Origin of the sequence: Phreatobacter aquaticus (assembly GCF_005160265.1) — a bacterium.
Taxonomy (GTDB): Bacteria; Pseudomonadota; Alphaproteobacteria; order Rhizobiales; family Phreatobacteraceae; genus Phreatobacter; species Phreatobacter aquaticus.
In genome coordinates, this window is the sequence record NZ_CP039865.1 from 3623362 (window position 1) to 3637490 (window position 14129).

General features: G+C 66.8%; 12 protein-coding genes and 1 tRNA gene. 3 read left to right on the top strand and 10 right to left on the bottom strand.

Annotation, left to right across the window (positions count from 1 at the left end; all coding sequences use genetic code 11):
• Window positions 1-5: 5 nt before the first annotated feature.
• Window positions 6-3140 carry an efflux RND transporter permease subunit gene (locus tag E8L99_RS17190; protein WP_137100696.1) on the top strand — a complete coding sequence of 1045 codons (3135 nt, stop codon included), beginning with the start codon at window positions 6-8 and terminating at the stop codon, window positions 3138-3140.
• Between the two features lie 11 nt (window positions 3141-3151).
• The gene (locus E8L99_RS17195; RefSeq protein ID WP_137100697.1) at window positions 3152-3520 is read left to right on the top strand and encodes a hypothetical protein; all 369 of its coding nucleotides are present in this window, start codon (window positions 3152-3154) and stop codon (window positions 3518-3520) included.
• 283 nt (window positions 3521-3803) lie between these two features.
• Here E8L99_RS17195 and E8L99_RS17200 read toward each other — a convergent pair whose 3' ends face one another.
• The 8 genes from E8L99_RS17200 to E8L99_RS17235 form a co-directional block, all read right to left on the bottom strand.
• A complete protein-coding gene (locus E8L99_RS17200; protein ID WP_137100698.1) occupies window positions 3804-4799 on the bottom strand; it encodes a zinc-dependent alcohol dehydrogenase in 996 nt (331 codons plus the stop codon).
• A gap of 15 nt (window positions 4800-4814) precedes the next feature.
• Window positions 4815-5585: an SDR family NAD(P)-dependent oxidoreductase gene (locus tag E8L99_RS17205; protein ID WP_137100699.1), complete on the bottom strand. Its 771-nt coding sequence runs from the start codon at window positions 5583-5585 to the stop codon at window positions 4815-4817.
• Window positions 5586-5588: 3 nt separating this feature from the next.
• Window positions 5589-6902, bottom strand: a complete 1314-nt coding sequence (locus E8L99_RS17210) for a sulfopropanediol 3-dehydrogenase (RefSeq protein ID WP_137100700.1) — start codon at window positions 6900-6902, stop codon at window positions 5589-5591.
• A gap of 82 nt (window positions 6903-6984) precedes the next feature.
• Window positions 6985-8034 (bottom strand): ABC transporter substrate-binding protein, encoded by a 1050-nt coding sequence (locus E8L99_RS17215; protein WP_252511141.1) that lies wholly within the window; start codon window positions 8032-8034, stop codon window positions 6985-6987.
• On the bottom strand, window positions 8034-9311 hold the full coding sequence (locus E8L99_RS17220; RefSeq protein WP_252511142.1) for a DegT/DnrJ/EryC1/StrS family aminotransferase: 1278 nt from the start codon (window positions 9309-9311) through the stop codon (window positions 8034-8036). The genes E8L99_RS17215 and E8L99_RS17220 overlap by 1 nt, the downstream gene beginning before the upstream one ends.
• A complete protein-coding gene (locus E8L99_RS17225) occupies window positions 9304-10101 on the bottom strand; it encodes an ABC transporter ATP-binding protein (RefSeq protein ID WP_137100702.1) in 798 nt (265 codons plus the stop codon). The genes E8L99_RS17220 and E8L99_RS17225 overlap by 8 nt, the downstream gene beginning before the upstream one ends.
• 11 nt (window positions 10102-10112) lie before the next feature.
• Complete coding sequence (locus E8L99_RS17230) at window positions 10113-10901, bottom strand: ABC transporter permease (protein WP_137100703.1); 789 nt, start codon at window positions 10899-10901, stop codon at window positions 10113-10115.
• 3 nt (window positions 10902-10904) lie between these two features.
• A complete protein-coding gene (locus E8L99_RS17235; protein ID WP_137100704.1) occupies window positions 10905-11681 on the bottom strand; it encodes an ABC transporter permease in 777 nt (258 codons plus the stop codon).
• Window positions 11682-11826: 145 nt separating this feature from the next.
• Between E8L99_RS17235 and E8L99_RS17240 the strand changes: the two genes are divergently transcribed.
• Window positions 11827-12843 (top strand): LacI family DNA-binding transcriptional regulator, encoded by a 1017-nt coding sequence (locus tag E8L99_RS17240; RefSeq protein ID WP_137100705.1) that lies wholly within the window; start codon window positions 11827-11829, stop codon window positions 12841-12843.
• 386 nt (window positions 12844-13229) lie between these two features.
• Here E8L99_RS17240 and E8L99_RS17245 read toward each other — a convergent pair.
• Window positions 13230-13304: transfer RNA gene (locus tag E8L99_RS17245), tRNA-Lys, on the bottom strand.
• 65 nt (window positions 13305-13369) lie between these two features.
• Window positions 13370-14116 carry an SDR family oxidoreductase gene (locus E8L99_RS17250; RefSeq protein WP_137102168.1) on the bottom strand — a complete coding sequence of 249 codons (747 nt, stop codon included), beginning with the start codon at window positions 14114-14116 and terminating at the stop codon, window positions 13370-13372.
• Window positions 14117-14129: the final 13 nt, after the last annotated feature.

Sequence of the window (14129 nt, forward strand, 5' to 3'; positions counted from 1 at the left end):
CGGCCATGTTCACCTTCCTTGTCACACAATCGCTGCGCAACCGGATGCTCGTGCTGGCGCTGGCGGCCGGCCTCATCGTGCTCGGCGTCATCAGCATCGGCCGCCTGCCGGTCGATGTCTTCCCCGACCTCAACCGGCCAACTGTCACAATCATGACCGAGGCCGAGGGGCTCGCGCCGCCCGAGGTCGAGCAGCTCGTCAGCTATCCGATCGAAACCCAGATGAACGGATTGCCCGGCGTTCGCCGTGTGCGCTCCGTGTCGGGCGTCGGTCTGTCGATCGTCTATGTCGAGTTCGACTGGGGAACGGAGATTTTCAGAAACCGCCAGCAGGTTGCTGAACGGCTTTCGTTGGTGCGCGACCAGCTTCCGGCCTCGGCCGTGCCGCAGATGGGGCCCGTCAGCTCCATCATGGGCCAGATCCTCATGGTCGCCGTCACGGGCGATGTGGCCTCGCCAATGGATTTGCGCGATGCGGCCGACTTCCTCATCAGGCCCCGCCTGCTCACCATTCCAGGTGTCGCCCAGGTCATTCCGATGGGTGGGGAGGTCCGCCAGTACAGGGTGGCTCCGAACCCGGCGGCGCTTCGTGCCTTCGGCGTCGGCTATGAGCAGGTGGAACGGGCGCTCGCCCTGTTCGGTACCAATGCCGGTGGCGGCTTTTCCGACCAGAATGCGCGCGAATTTCTTATCCGCAATGTCGGCAGGACGACCAGTATCGATGACCTGCGCAATCTGGTCGTGGCCAGCTCGGACGGACGCCAAGTGTATCTCCGACAGGTTGCGGACGTCGATTTCGCTGCGCGGGTCAAGCGCGGCGATGCCGGCTTCATGGGGCGTTCTGCTGTCATCGTGTCGATCGAAAAGCAGCCGAATGTCGATACGATCAGGCTGACGCGCGAAGTTGAGGCGGCCCTGAAGGAGCTTGCCGGCGCGCTGCCCAATGGCATCCGCGCAAGCGACCTGGTGTTCCGCCAGGCGAACTTCATCGAGACGTCGATCCGCAACGTCGAGACGGTGCTGCTGGAAGCCATTCTCGTGGTCGCTGTCGTGCTGTTCGTCTTTCTTTTGAACGTGCGCACCACCGTGATCTCGCTCACCGCTATCCCGCTGTCGATCCTTGCCACCGCAGTGGTGTTTCACCTGGCCGGCCTGTCGATCAACACGATGACGCTCGGCGGCCTCGCCATCGCCATCGGCGAGCTCGTCGATGACGCGGTCGTGGATGTGGAGAACATCTTCCGGCGCCTGCGCGAGAACCGGGCCAAAGGCAATCCACGCAGCGTCTTCGACGTGGTGATCTCGGCCTCGCAGGAGGTCCGCTCGGGGATCGTCTATGCGACGTCGATCATCGTGCTGGTGTTCATTCCCCTGTTCGCCCTCTCCGGCATCGAGGGGCGCCTGTTCGCGCCGCTGGGACAGGCCTACATCATCTCGATCCTCGCGAGCCTCGTGGTCTCGATCACCGTGACCCCGGTCCTGGCCTATTTCCTCCTGCCCGGACTGAAGCGGCTGGACCATCGCGAAAGCTGGCTCATCCGGCTGCTCAAGCGGGGCAATGCCGGGGTGCTGGCGGTGGCACTGCGGCGCCCCCGGGCGCTGATGGCCATGACGGTTCTCGCTGTGATGGCCGCAGGAACCGGCGCGGTGTTGCTGCCACGGTCCTTCCTGCCCGCGTTCAACGAGGGCAGTTTCACCATCAACATGGTGTTCAATCCCGGCATATCGCTGTCGGAGAGCCATCGCGTCGGTCTTATCGCCGAGCGGCTTCTCATGGACATGCCGGAGGTCCGCGTGATCGGGCGGCGCACCGGCCGCGCCGAGCTCGACGAACATGCCGAGGGCGTCCACTCCTCCGATATCGAGCTTGAGCTGAAGCCCGGTGGTCGCCCCAGGGTGGACATCATTGCCGACCTTCGCACACGCCTCGCGGTCCTGCCGGTCGCGGTCAATGTCGGTCAGCCGATCTCGCACCGGCTTGATCACATGCTCTCGGGCGTCCGCGCCGAGATCGCGATCAAACTGTTCGGTGACGACCTCGATACATTGCGCAGCAGCGCCGAAACGCTGCGTGCGCGCCTCGCCACGGTTCCCGGACTGACCGACCTTCAGGTCGAGAAGCAGGTGCGGATCCCACAGCTCGATATCCGCGTCGATTACGGCCGGGCTGCCCTTTACGGCATCCAGCCCGCCGCCCTGGTGGACCAGCTTGGCCGGCTGTCCAATGGCCGGGTCGTGTCGCGCGTGGTGGATGGCGCCCGCCGCTTCGATGTGGTGATGCGCCTGCCGGATCGGCTGCGTACCACGCAGGGCCTGGGCGATCTCCTGATCGAGACGCCATCGGGATGGGTGCCTGCCCGGCAGATCGCCGATATTCGCGAGACCGACGGCCCCAACCAGATCCTGCGGGAAAACGGGCGGCGGCGGATCATCGTGCAGGCCAATTCCGACGGCCGAACCGACATGGCCAGCATCGTTGCGGCCATCCGGCGGGAGATCGCCGGAGCGACGCTGCCATCGGAGATATCCATCAGTCTGGAAGGGACATTCCAGGCGCAGGAAGAAGCGACCCGCACCATCGGACTTCTGTCGCTGATGTCGCTCGCCATGGTGTTTGCGATCCTCTACAGCCGCTACCGCTCGGCCCTGCTCGCGATCATCATCATCGGCAGCGTGCCGCTGGCCTTGATCGGCAGCGTCGCGGCCCTGTGGCTGGCGGGGCAGACCCTTTCGGTTGCGTCGATGATCGGGTTCATCACGCTGACCGGCATTGCCGCACGCAACGGCATCCTGAAGATCAGCCACATCATCAATCTGGCGATCCACGAGGGACTGCCGTTCGATCGGGACCTGGTGGTCCGGGGAAGTCTCGAGCGTCTGCCCCCCGTGCTGATGACGGCGTTCTCCGCCGGCGTTGCCCTGGTGCCCCTGCTGATCGGCGCCGACGCACCGGGCAAGGAGATCCTGCACCCGGTCGCCGTGACGATCTTTGGCGGCCTGATCAGCGCCACCCTGCTCGATGCAGTCCTGACCCCGGTCCTGGTGCTTCGCTATGGCCGGGCAGCGGTCGAGCGCCTGGTCGCCGATGCCACCGCACAACCCGCGTCACCCAGCATCGGCACTGCCGCCGAAGCTTACTGAAGGAGAGAAAGATGATCCTGAGAACATTCGCATTCTGGGGTGCATTGATGATGGCCGGCGTCGCACAGGCGCACGCCCCGGGCGTCGGTCCCAACGGTGGGCGTCAGGTCGATGCCGGCTCCGTCCATATGGAGATGGTCGTCAGGGGCGACGCACTGACGATCTACCTGCACGACCACAGCGACAAGCCGGTTGCCACGGCCGGAGGCCAGGGTGTCGCCATTCTCGCGATCGATGGCCGCACTCAGCGCATCCCGCTCGCTCCCGCAGGTGGAAACGCGCTCAAGGGCACAGCGACCGCGCCCCTTCCGCCGCAGCCCAAGGGGGCCGTTCAGGTGACCTTGGCCAGCGGCGGAACAGTGCAGGGCCGCTTCAACTGATTGTCACGTCAAACAACGAGGAAACAGCCATCACATTCCCAAACCCCCTCCTTGCCGTCGCAGGCGTCCTGCTGATGGCAGGCTTCGCCTCGGCAGCTCGGCTGAGGCCGGTCGCGACACTTCAGTGTGAATTGAGTCATTCAAACTGACGCAACGACCGAGGCACGATCTTTTGGCGGGCCTGGACATATGCAGTGCGCCGCCAAAAGCGGCATTGACGGCGGTGTCCTAAGCGGACGCTTTCGCGATGCCGTGCCAGTTGACCGACAGCGCACAGACGACGTCAGGGACGAAGGACGATCTTGGCGGCCGGCGTCGTGCCGGCGTCGATGGCTTCGAAGGCCGCGGCGCCCGCGCTCAGCGGCCGTTCCTCGAACCAGCCGAGCCCACCCAGGCGCCGGTCGCTGAGCGCCGCGACGGTGTGAGCGAAATCGACCGGCGTGTAGCAATAGGTACCGGTCAGCGTGATCTCCTGGAGGGTGATCTTGCGGATGTCGAGACCCTCGTGGCCCGGCAGCAGGCCGGCATGGACGATGACACCGCCTGGGCGAACCATAGCGCAGGCCGCCGCCCGGCTGGAACGGGCGCCGACAGCGTCGATGACGAGGTCGATGGAGTTCTCGGCCGGCTCGCCATCCGTTCCGGGTTCGTAGACCGCGAAGCCTTCGCCACTGGCGATCGTCTGGCGTCGGAGCGGGTTCGGCTCGCCAATGCGGATGTCGGCCGCGCCGAAGAGACGGCTGACCAGGGCCGCAGCAAGGCCGATCGCGCCGCCGCCGAGGATGGCCACGCGAGCGGTCGCGAAGGGTTGCTGAAGCTTCTGTGCTCCGAGCCACACCGCATGCCAGGAGACCGCGATGGGCTCTGCCAGCGCCGCGTGTTCGATCGGCAGGCTGTCGGGGATCGCCACGACATTACGCTCGGGGATGCGGACGAACTCAGCAAAGGCGCCGGGCCGCGGCGGCATGGAGAGGATCTGCCGCGAGGGCGAGAGATGTGGGCGCCCCGCAATCGCGGAGGGGCAGGCGGGATCGATGACCAGCGGATTGATCGTCACGCGCTGGCCATCGCGCGGTCCGCCGACGATCCGCCCCGCGGCCTCATGGCCGAGGATCAGCGGCGCGGGGCGTCGGGCGTCGTGCCCGTGATAGGCATGCATGTCCGAACCGCAGATGCCGACCGCCTCGACGCGGACGATAACCTCTCCCGCTTCGGGGACGGGGTCGGGTTCGTCACGAAAGGCGAGGCTGTGCGGGGCCGTGTAGACGAGCGCCTTCATGGGCAGGATTCCGTATCACTTGGCGGTGAAGCCGCCATCGACCGCGAGGGTCTGGCCGGTCACATAGGCAGAGGCGTCCGAAGCGAGGAACACGGTCGCCCCAGTGAGGTCCGACAATTCGCCGTTCCGGCCGATCGCGGTCTGCTCCGCATTGCGGGCCGAGCGCTCTGGATCGGCAAAGACCGGGGCGGTGAGGGGAGTTGGGAAGAACCCCGGCGCGATGGCATTGCAGGTAATACCGCGGCGCGACCACGCCTCGGCAGTGGCGCGGGTCAATTGGACCACGCCGCCCTTGCCGGCACCGTAGGGCGCGCTGTTGGGAAAGGCGCGATAGCTCTGCAGCGACGCGATGTTGATGATGCGGCCCCACCCGCGGTCCGCCATGGCCGGCGCCAGCACCTGGGTGAGCAGGAAGGGTGCCCGCAGGTGCAGGGCCATGTGCAGATCGAAACCCTCGGCCGTGACCTCGGTGAAGGGCTGCCGCAGATTCACCCCTGCGGCATTGACGAGGATGTCGGGAGACAGGTCCTGCGCCGCCAGCGTCTCCGTGACTGTCGTTGCACAGGTGGGGGTCGCAAGATCGACGACGAGGCGGCTGGCCTTGATGGCGTCTGCCTGAAGGCTCGCGACGGCTGCGGCTGTCTCCTCCGCACGGCGCGCGGCGAGCACGACCATCGCCCCCGCCTCGCCGAGGGCACGGGCCATGGCAAGGCCGATGCCGCTGTTGCCGCCGGTCACCAGAGCGGTGCGGCCTGTGAGGTCGAAGAGCGCTGTGAGGCGGAACATGGCTCAGGTCTCGACTGGCCGTCCGAGATCGAAGGCGCGGTCGCCTGAGAACTTCGCCAGCCGCACATCCGAGGTGCGGGCATGGGCCTCCATCCCCTCCAGCCGCGAGATGCGGGCCGAGAGCGGTGCGATCACCGTGCAGGCCTCGCGGGTCATCTGCTGCCAGGTCAGCGGCTTCAGGAACTTGTGCACCGAGAGGCCGGCGGAATAGCGCGCGGCGAACTTCGTGGGGAGGATGTGGTTCGGCCCCGAGGCCTTGTCGCCGAAGGCGACGTTGGTCTCCTCGCCGAGAAACAGCGAGCCGTAATTGGTCAGGTTGGCGTGCCACCAGGCGAGATCGGCGCAATGGACCTCCAGGTGTTCGCAGGCATAGGTGTCGGACACCGCCACCATCTCCTCGCGGCTGTCGCACAGGACGACCTCGCCATAGTCCCGCCAGGCTGCGGCCGCCGCATCGCGCGCTGTCGGCGGCAGCTTGTCGATGAGCAGCGGCATCTGCCGCGACACCTCCTCGGCGACCGCCCGCGAATTGGTGATCAGCCAGGCCGGGCTTTCGTGGCCATGCTCGGCCTGTCCCACGAGATCGGTGGCGACGATCATGGGGTCGCAGGTCTCGTCGGCGATGACGCAGACCTCGGAGGGGCCGGCGAAGACGTCGATGCCGACCTTGCCGAACAGCATGCGCTTGGCCTCGGCGACGAACTTGTTGCCTGGCCCCACGATGATGTCGGCCTTCCGGCCGGTGAAGAGACCGTAGGTCATGGCGGCGATGGCCTGGACGCCACCGAGGCACATGATGACGTCGGCCCCGGCGACCGTCATGGCATAGAGCACCTCGGGATGGATGCCCTCGCCGCGATAGGGAGCCGAGCACGCGACGACGGTCTTCACACCCGCCGCCTTGGCGGTCGCGATCGACATGTAGGCGGAAGCGATGTGGGCGTAGCGGCCGGTCGGCACATAGCAGCCGGCGGTGTTGACCGGGACGAGCTTCTGGCCAAGCGTCAGACCGGGGGTGATCTCCAGCGAGAAGTCCTGGACAGAGGCGCGCTGGGCTTCGGCGAACCGGCGGACCTGAGCGGCCGCGAAGGCAATGTCGTCCTTCACCGATGCCGGCACCTCGGCGATGCGGGCGGCGATGGCCTCCGGGCTCATCAAGATGTCGCCGGACCATTTGTCGAGGCTGAGCGCATAGTCGCGAACGGCGCGCTCGCCGCCGGTCTCGATGGCCGCCAGCATGTCGGTCACGACCTTTCGGGCGGTGTCCGTCTCCGTTTCGGGCGTCTTCGTCGCCGTTTTCAGGTGGGTGATGGCCATGGCTGATTGCCTCCGGGAAACGTCACTCGGCATGCGCACGGGCCAGGTCCTGGCCCGTGCAGGTTTGGGATCGACGCGGTGCTCAGCGCCGGTCGAACTCGGTGGCGAAGGCGCGCAGCTGCGGGTTTGCCGCCACCCGCTTCAGGAAGTCGTCACTGATATAGCTGGCGGCCGCGGGGTTGGCGGGGATCGTGCCCACCTCGGCGGCGAACTTGCCGATCTCGCCGAACCAGCCGTCCACGACGGAGGGTGTGGCGCCGTTGCGGGCCATGATCCGGAGCTGCTCGTCGAGCCCGAAGGTCGGCCGCAGCGCGAACTCCTGGTCCATAGCCCGCTCCGAGACCTCAAGGCCGCCCTGCTTGTAGAAGTCCAGCGCCAGTCGCCGCGCCTCGGCGGGGTTGGCCTTGGCCCATGACCAGCCGCGCAGGTAGACCGCCAGGAACTTGGCCACATCGTCCGGGCGCTCCTTTGCGAAGTCCGAACGCACGATCAGCGCGCCAGGGACGATGGCGTTGGCCTCGGCCCCTGAGCACAGGTAGCGGGCGTTGGCGCGCTCTTCCAGCGTATAGGTATTCGGCGCCCAGACGCCGGCGATGTCGCCATTGTTGGAGGTCAGCGCGGTGATGATCTGCGCCTGGCCGAGATTGACGAACTGCATGTCGGCGGCGTTGACGCCGAGGCGTTCGAGGCAGCGGCGTGCCGCGAAATGCACGGTCGAGTTGGTGGTCAGCAACAGGCGCTGGCCGCGCAGCGAGGCCGGGTTGGCGCGGATGGCGTCGAACCGGTCGCCGCGCACCATCACCGCATTGGTCTTCGACTCGTCGTTGGTAATGCCGATCGTCATGATGTTGAACCGCACCGCGCCAAGGACGGCCGGCACAGAGCCTGTGCCACCGACGTCCCATGAGCGAGCCGCGGCGGCGGCAACCTGCGGCGCGCCAGCCGGGAAGGTGGAGAAGTTCGGGTTGAGCCCGGCCTGGGCCCACCAGCCCTTCACGGTGGCGTAGTGGAACGGCAGCGCCCAGTAGAGCGAGGGCTGGTAACTGACGCCGATGGCGGCAGGCGCCTGGGCCGCCGCGGGTGTTGTTGCGAGGCCGAGTGCGAGGGCCATTGCGGCCAGGGTCTTTTTCATCATGTTCCTCCCGGGTGTTGGTGGCGGGACCCGCTCCGTACCGGGGCGGTGTCGTGCCGTTCGGCTGCGGTTGATCCGCAGGCCACTGCTTCGAGGCTTTCGCGGACGATGTCCGCGATCAGGTCGCACTCCTCGTCGGTGAGCGACACCGGCGTGCGGATGTCGCAGAGGGTCCCGAGGATGCGATGGCTGTCGTCGAGCCCGCTCTGGCCCGGCGCGTAGCGCCAGTGACGTGGTGCGCTCGTGAAACCGGCCTGCTCAGCCGCACCGAACCACTTGATCGGCAGGCCGCGGGCCCGCGCGAGATCGAGGACGGCCATGATCTCCTGAGGCGACAGGCCGGGCAGGGAGAACTGGATCGAGGTCGCGGTGAAATGCTCCTGGGGCGGGCGGAGTGGCAGCCGCACGGCCTGCGCGCGGGCGAGACCTGCCGCGATGCGCCGGTAGATGGTGTTCCAGCGCTCGACACGTTCGGGCAGATCGTGAAGCTGCGGCCGCAGAACCGCTGCCGCCAGAGCCGTCATGCGGAGGCTGAAATTGGGTGTCCGCTCCGTCCAGTGCGCCATGATCTCGGGCGAAGGCGGATCGAGATGCTGCTGGTGCAACATGTAGCTGCCGGAATGCAGGATGGCGCGGGCCGCCAGATCAGGGTCGTCGACCACGAGAAAGCCGCCCTCACCGGCGTTCAGGTGCTTGTAGGTTTGCGCGCTGAACGCCGCGGCAACGCCGAAAGTCCCGATCGTCTGCTCGCCCCAGCGTGCGCCGAGCGCATGGGCGCAATCCTCGACAAGCAGCAGGCCGAGGTCGTCACAGGCCGCCATCACGGCGTCCATGTCGGCGAGGTGGCCGCGCATGTGCGACAGCATGAGCACGCGGGCGCCACTGTCGCGCGCCTTCCGCCGGAGGTCGGCGACGTCGATCTTATAGTCGGGGCCGATGGCAACGATGACGGGCCGCGCGCCCGTATGGACAATGGCGCCCGGCACCGGGGCGAGAGTGAAGGCATTGACGAGGACAGGCTCGTCGGGGCACACGTCGAGCACCTTCAGCGCCAGGAACAGGGCGCCGCCGCCGGAATTCACCGCGATGCAGTGCCGGCGCCCGACAAGGGCCGCGAACTCGCGTTCGAGCAGCGCCGCATCGGCCTGATCCGCGCCGAGCTCGCCATAGCGGAAAAGCCGCCCCGACCGCATGAGCTCGACGGCGCGCGCGATCCCGGCCTCCGGCACGGGGGGAGGTTCGGTCAGGTCGCGGGTCAGGCGGCGCGGCTCAGACACCCAACGGACCCTTCTCCTCGCGCAGCGACCGCCAGATGTGGGTGCGCAGATGGACGAAAGAGTCCAGGTCCATCACGTCCTCGATCTTGCTGAAGCTGTCCCAGTTCTCCGCCTGGCGGATCGTCCTGACGTCGATGATCTCCTTGATGCGCCCTGGACGCCGGGTCATGATCGCGACACGGTCAGCCAGATAGACGGCCTCTTCCACGGCATGGGTGATGAAGAGGACGGTGCGCGGATTGACCCGGGCCAGCCGCACCAGCTCCTCCTGCATGACGACACGCGTCTGGGCGTCGAGCGCGCCGAAGGGCTCGTCCATCAGCAGCACCTCGGGATCGAGAACATAGGCGCGGGCAATGGCGACGCGCTGCTGCATGCCGCCCGACAGCTGATGCGGGAACGCCTCCGCGTGGCTCTCGAGGTTCATCAGCTTGAGAGCGCTTGCGATCAGCTCGTCGCGCTGGTCCTTTGGCAGGTTCTTGTTGCGCAGGCCGAGATCGATGTTGGCCCGCACGGTCTTCCACGGGAACAGCGCGAACTGCTGGAAGACGACGGCCCTGTCCGGGCCTGGCTGGGTCACCGTCCTGCCGCTGACGCTGACGATGCCGGAGCTCGGTGCCTCGAAGCCCGCCGCCATCCTCAGACAAGTGGTCTTGCCGCAGCCCGACGGGCCGACGATCGCCACGAATTCACGTTCCGCGATATCGAGATTGATATCGTCGAGAACCTTCACGCCGGAGTTCTCCGGCCCGAAGACCTTGTTGACACCCTGGAAGCGGATCGATCCCATCTGGCGCGTCCTCAGTTTTCGAGCCCGCGCCGGCGGCGCAGCCAGCCTTCGCCCTGGCGCAGGGCCATGTCGATGGCCATGCCGACCACGCCGATCGCGATCATTCCGCTCATGACGGTTGCGGTCTGAACGCTGCCCTGGGCCTGCACCATCATGAAGCCAACGCCGGCGGCGGCGACGATGAGTTCTGCGCCGACAAGCGACTGCCAGCCGAGGCCGGCCGAGACGCGCAGCCCCGCGATGATCGAGGGCACGGCGGCCGGCAGAAGGATCTCCACGATCATTCTCATGTGGCCGGTGCCCAGCATGCGCGCGGCCTCGATCAGCCGCGGCTCGACGAAACGCGCGCCGCGATAGGCGTTGATCAGGCAGGGCGGGAAGGCGCCTGCAAAGATGATCATGACCGGTCCGCCCACGCCCGTGCCGAACCAGAGGGCCGCGAAGGGCACCCAAGCGATGGGTGCGATGAAGCGAAGGCCGTCGAAGATCGGCGTGACGATGTCATCGAGCAGGCGGAACCAGCCCATGAGCAGTCCGAGCGGAATGCCGACAGCCGCCGCAAGGACCACGCCATAGGCATAGCGCTGGAAGCTCGAGGCGAGATGAACCGGCAGGGTGGCTCCCGCGAAGGGCGAGGTCAGCAGCGTCAGGAACCGGCTGGCGACCTCCAGCGGCGAGGGCAGAAACTGCCGCGGCACAAAACCCGTCGCAGTCAGCAGCGTCCAAAGCCCGATGATCAGCGTCACGCCGAGGAGACCCCAGCCCAGCCTTTGCGAAAGAGACAGCGCGGACTGCTTCATCGCCTAGTCCCTCGCCGCGACATTCCAGGCGAGCGCGCGGCGCTCCACCTGTCCGAGAAGCCATGTCGTCGCCCAGCCAAGGAGGCCGACGGCCACCATCCCGACGAGGATCATGCCTGGATAGATGTCCTGCTGGGCCATGTTCAGGATGAAGCCGAGGCCAACCAGCGCCCCCACCAGTTCGGCCGCGACGAGCGTCGTCCAGCTTGCCTGCAGGGACAGCCTGAGCCCCGTGAAGATCATGGGGGCGGCGGCCGGCGCGATGATCTCGTGGACCATCCGCCAGCGTGGCGTGCCGAGCATCCGGGCCGCCTCGATGACCGGCCGGTCGATGTTGCGCACACCGGCGAAGGCGTTGATCACCGAGGGTACGAAGGCGGCGAACCAGATGACCATGATCTTGGCCGCATCGCCGAGGCCCAGCCACAGGATGGCAAGCGGGATCCATGCGAGCGGCGGAATGGGTCGAATGATGAGGAAGATCGGGTTGATACAGGCCTCCACACGCCGGTCCCAGCCCATCCACAGTCCGAGCGGGATGCCTGTCGCCACCGCCACGGCGAAGCCCATCACCACCAGTTTCAGGCTGTGCACCGCGTGCTGCGCAAGACCAGCGCCGGCATAACCCCGGGTGAGGATCTGGTTGAGAGAGACCCAGAATTCCGCCGGCGATGGAAAGCGCGCCGAGCCGACGAGCCCCGTCACGGAGGTCAGCAGCCACCACGTGACGCCGACCGCGCCCACCGTCGCCAGGCCGATTGTTGCCCTGCGCCCGAGCATACGGGTCGCCTCCCTGATGCGCTCTTTATGAAAGCGCTTACATTCATTGCGACATAGCCGGTGAGGCTTGTCAACGCAGATAATACCGTATTGTGTCGATCCACCGATCATTGCGACTGAAACAAATTTCAGTCATGGATGAAGCATGAAGTCCAACCGCAAGGCCCGGATCATTGATGTCGCCCGCGACGCCGGCGTGTCTGCGGCGACCGTCTCGCGAGCCCTGTCACACCCGCAACTGCTCAATGCCGAGACATTGGCCCGCGTCCGCCAGAGCGCCCTGCGCCTCGGTTATCGCCCGGATGCCGCCGCGCGCGCCCTGGCCTCGGGGCGCTCCATGACGATCGGCGCCGTGGTGCCGACCCTCGACAACGCCATTTTCTCGCGCGCCCTGCAGAGCATGCAGGCGGTTCTCGCCGGGAGGGGCTACCAGCTCCTCGTTTCCTCCCACGACTACAATGCCGCCGCGGAGGCCGAAGCGGTGAAGATGCTGGTCGGCCGCGGCGTTGACGGGCTCATGCTGGTGGGGGCCGAGCGAGCCCCCGAGACGGAGGCCATCCTCGCCGACACCCACGTCCCTGTGGTCCTGACCTGGCGCGGCATGGCCGGCCATGCGGCCGTCGTGGTCGACAACGAGAGGGCAGGAGCGCTGGCGGCGCGGCATCTCGTTGAGCTCGGCCATCGGAGGATCGGGGTCATGACGGGCAGCCACGCCTTCAACGACCGCCAGCGCGCCCGCCAGGACGGCGCGCGGGCATTCCTGGCTGCCGCGGGCCTGCCCGTCCCGGATTGGCTCGCAATCCAGGTTCCGACCACGTTGGCCGGTGGGCGCTCCGGCTGCGCGAGCCTTCTGGGTCTTGCCGAGCCGCCGACCGCCATCATCGGCGGCATTGACCTGATCGCCATCGGCTGCATGGTCGAGGCACAGGCGCGGGGACTGTCCGTCCCGGACGATCTCTCCGTGGTCGGCATCGATGACCTGGACATGTCGGCCCACCTGTCTCCGCCGCTCACGACGGTGCACGTGCCGACGGCCCGGATCGGCACGACCTGCGCCGAGATGATCTGCGACCTTATCGAGGAGAAGCCGACCGAGGGGGAGGTTGAACTACCGGTCGATCTCGTCGTCCGGCGATCTACTGTCAGTCGCACTGTGGCTTGAGCACACTTGGCGACGTGGTTGGGGTCGATGTCGCGCCTCGCGTCGCCAATGCAGATATGGGGTCACTTGCGAAAGCGGACCTGGCAGCAGTGCGGGCGGTGCCCTGACATAAGACCAGAGTTGCGTGGAACGCGCCGCGGGGCATCCAATGAGCGAAGGTTCAACTCCTGCGTCATCTGCGCCGTACCAGGCCCCGAGTGTGAATCGGGCAATTCACGCTGAAGCTCCGCCTGGGCGCCTTGGCACTGGGCAGCCAGATGAGCCGGAAAGCCTCGGCCTGTTGCTCGAATCGTGATCCCGGTTGTGACCCTGGGACCATTGCCGCTTCGACGTCATGTGACCGAGAGGATGGAAACTCACCGCAGCCGCTGCATTGCAGGCTAAAATGGTGAGCGGGGAGGGGATCGAACCCTCGACCACATGATTAAAAGTCACGTGCTCTACCGCTGAGCTACCCGCCCATCCGGCGGGGGGTTTGGCGGATCGCGGCCGGGAAGTCAACGCGTCCTGGCCGCGACCTCGCGTCTCAAAGCGAGAAGCCGCCATCCGCGATGTGGATCGTGCCGGTGGTGTAGGCGCTCTCGTCCGCTGCCAGATAGACCGCGAGCCAGGCGATTTCTTCCGCCGTCCCGAGCCGTCCGATCGGCTGGCGGTCGATGAAGGCCTGGCGGGTGGCGGCCTCGGTCTGCTTGGTGGCCTTGGCCAGCGCCGTGATCCGGTCGTCGAGCGAGGGCGACTGGATCGTGCCCGGGCAGATGGCATTGGCGCGGATGCCCTTGCGGATGAAATCGGCGGCCACAGACTTGGTCAGCCCGATCACCGCTGCCTTGGAGGACCCATAGGCATAGCGGTTCGGTATGCCGCGCACCGACGAGGCGCCCGACGCGATATTGATGATCGAGCCGGCGCCTCGCTCCAGCATGCCCGGCAGGAAGGCCTTGATCGTGCGGTGCATCGACGTGACGTTGAGGTCGAAGGAGCGGGCCCAGTCGGCTTCCGACGTGTCCAGCACATTGCCGTGGTGCACCCAGCCCGCCGCGTTCACCAGAATATCGATCTGTCCGATCTTGGCCGCCAGCGCATCCACCGCACGCGTCGATGTGACGTCGAGCTTCAGCTTCTTCGCCTTCTTGATGCCCTCGAGCCGCGCCTTGTCGATATCGGTCGCATAGACGGTCGCGCCCTCGGCCACGAAGGCCTCCGCGATCGCCCGGCCGATGCCGTGCCCCGCCGCCGTCACGAGTGCGATCTTGCCCTGAAGCCGCTTGGCCATGCCGATATCCTCC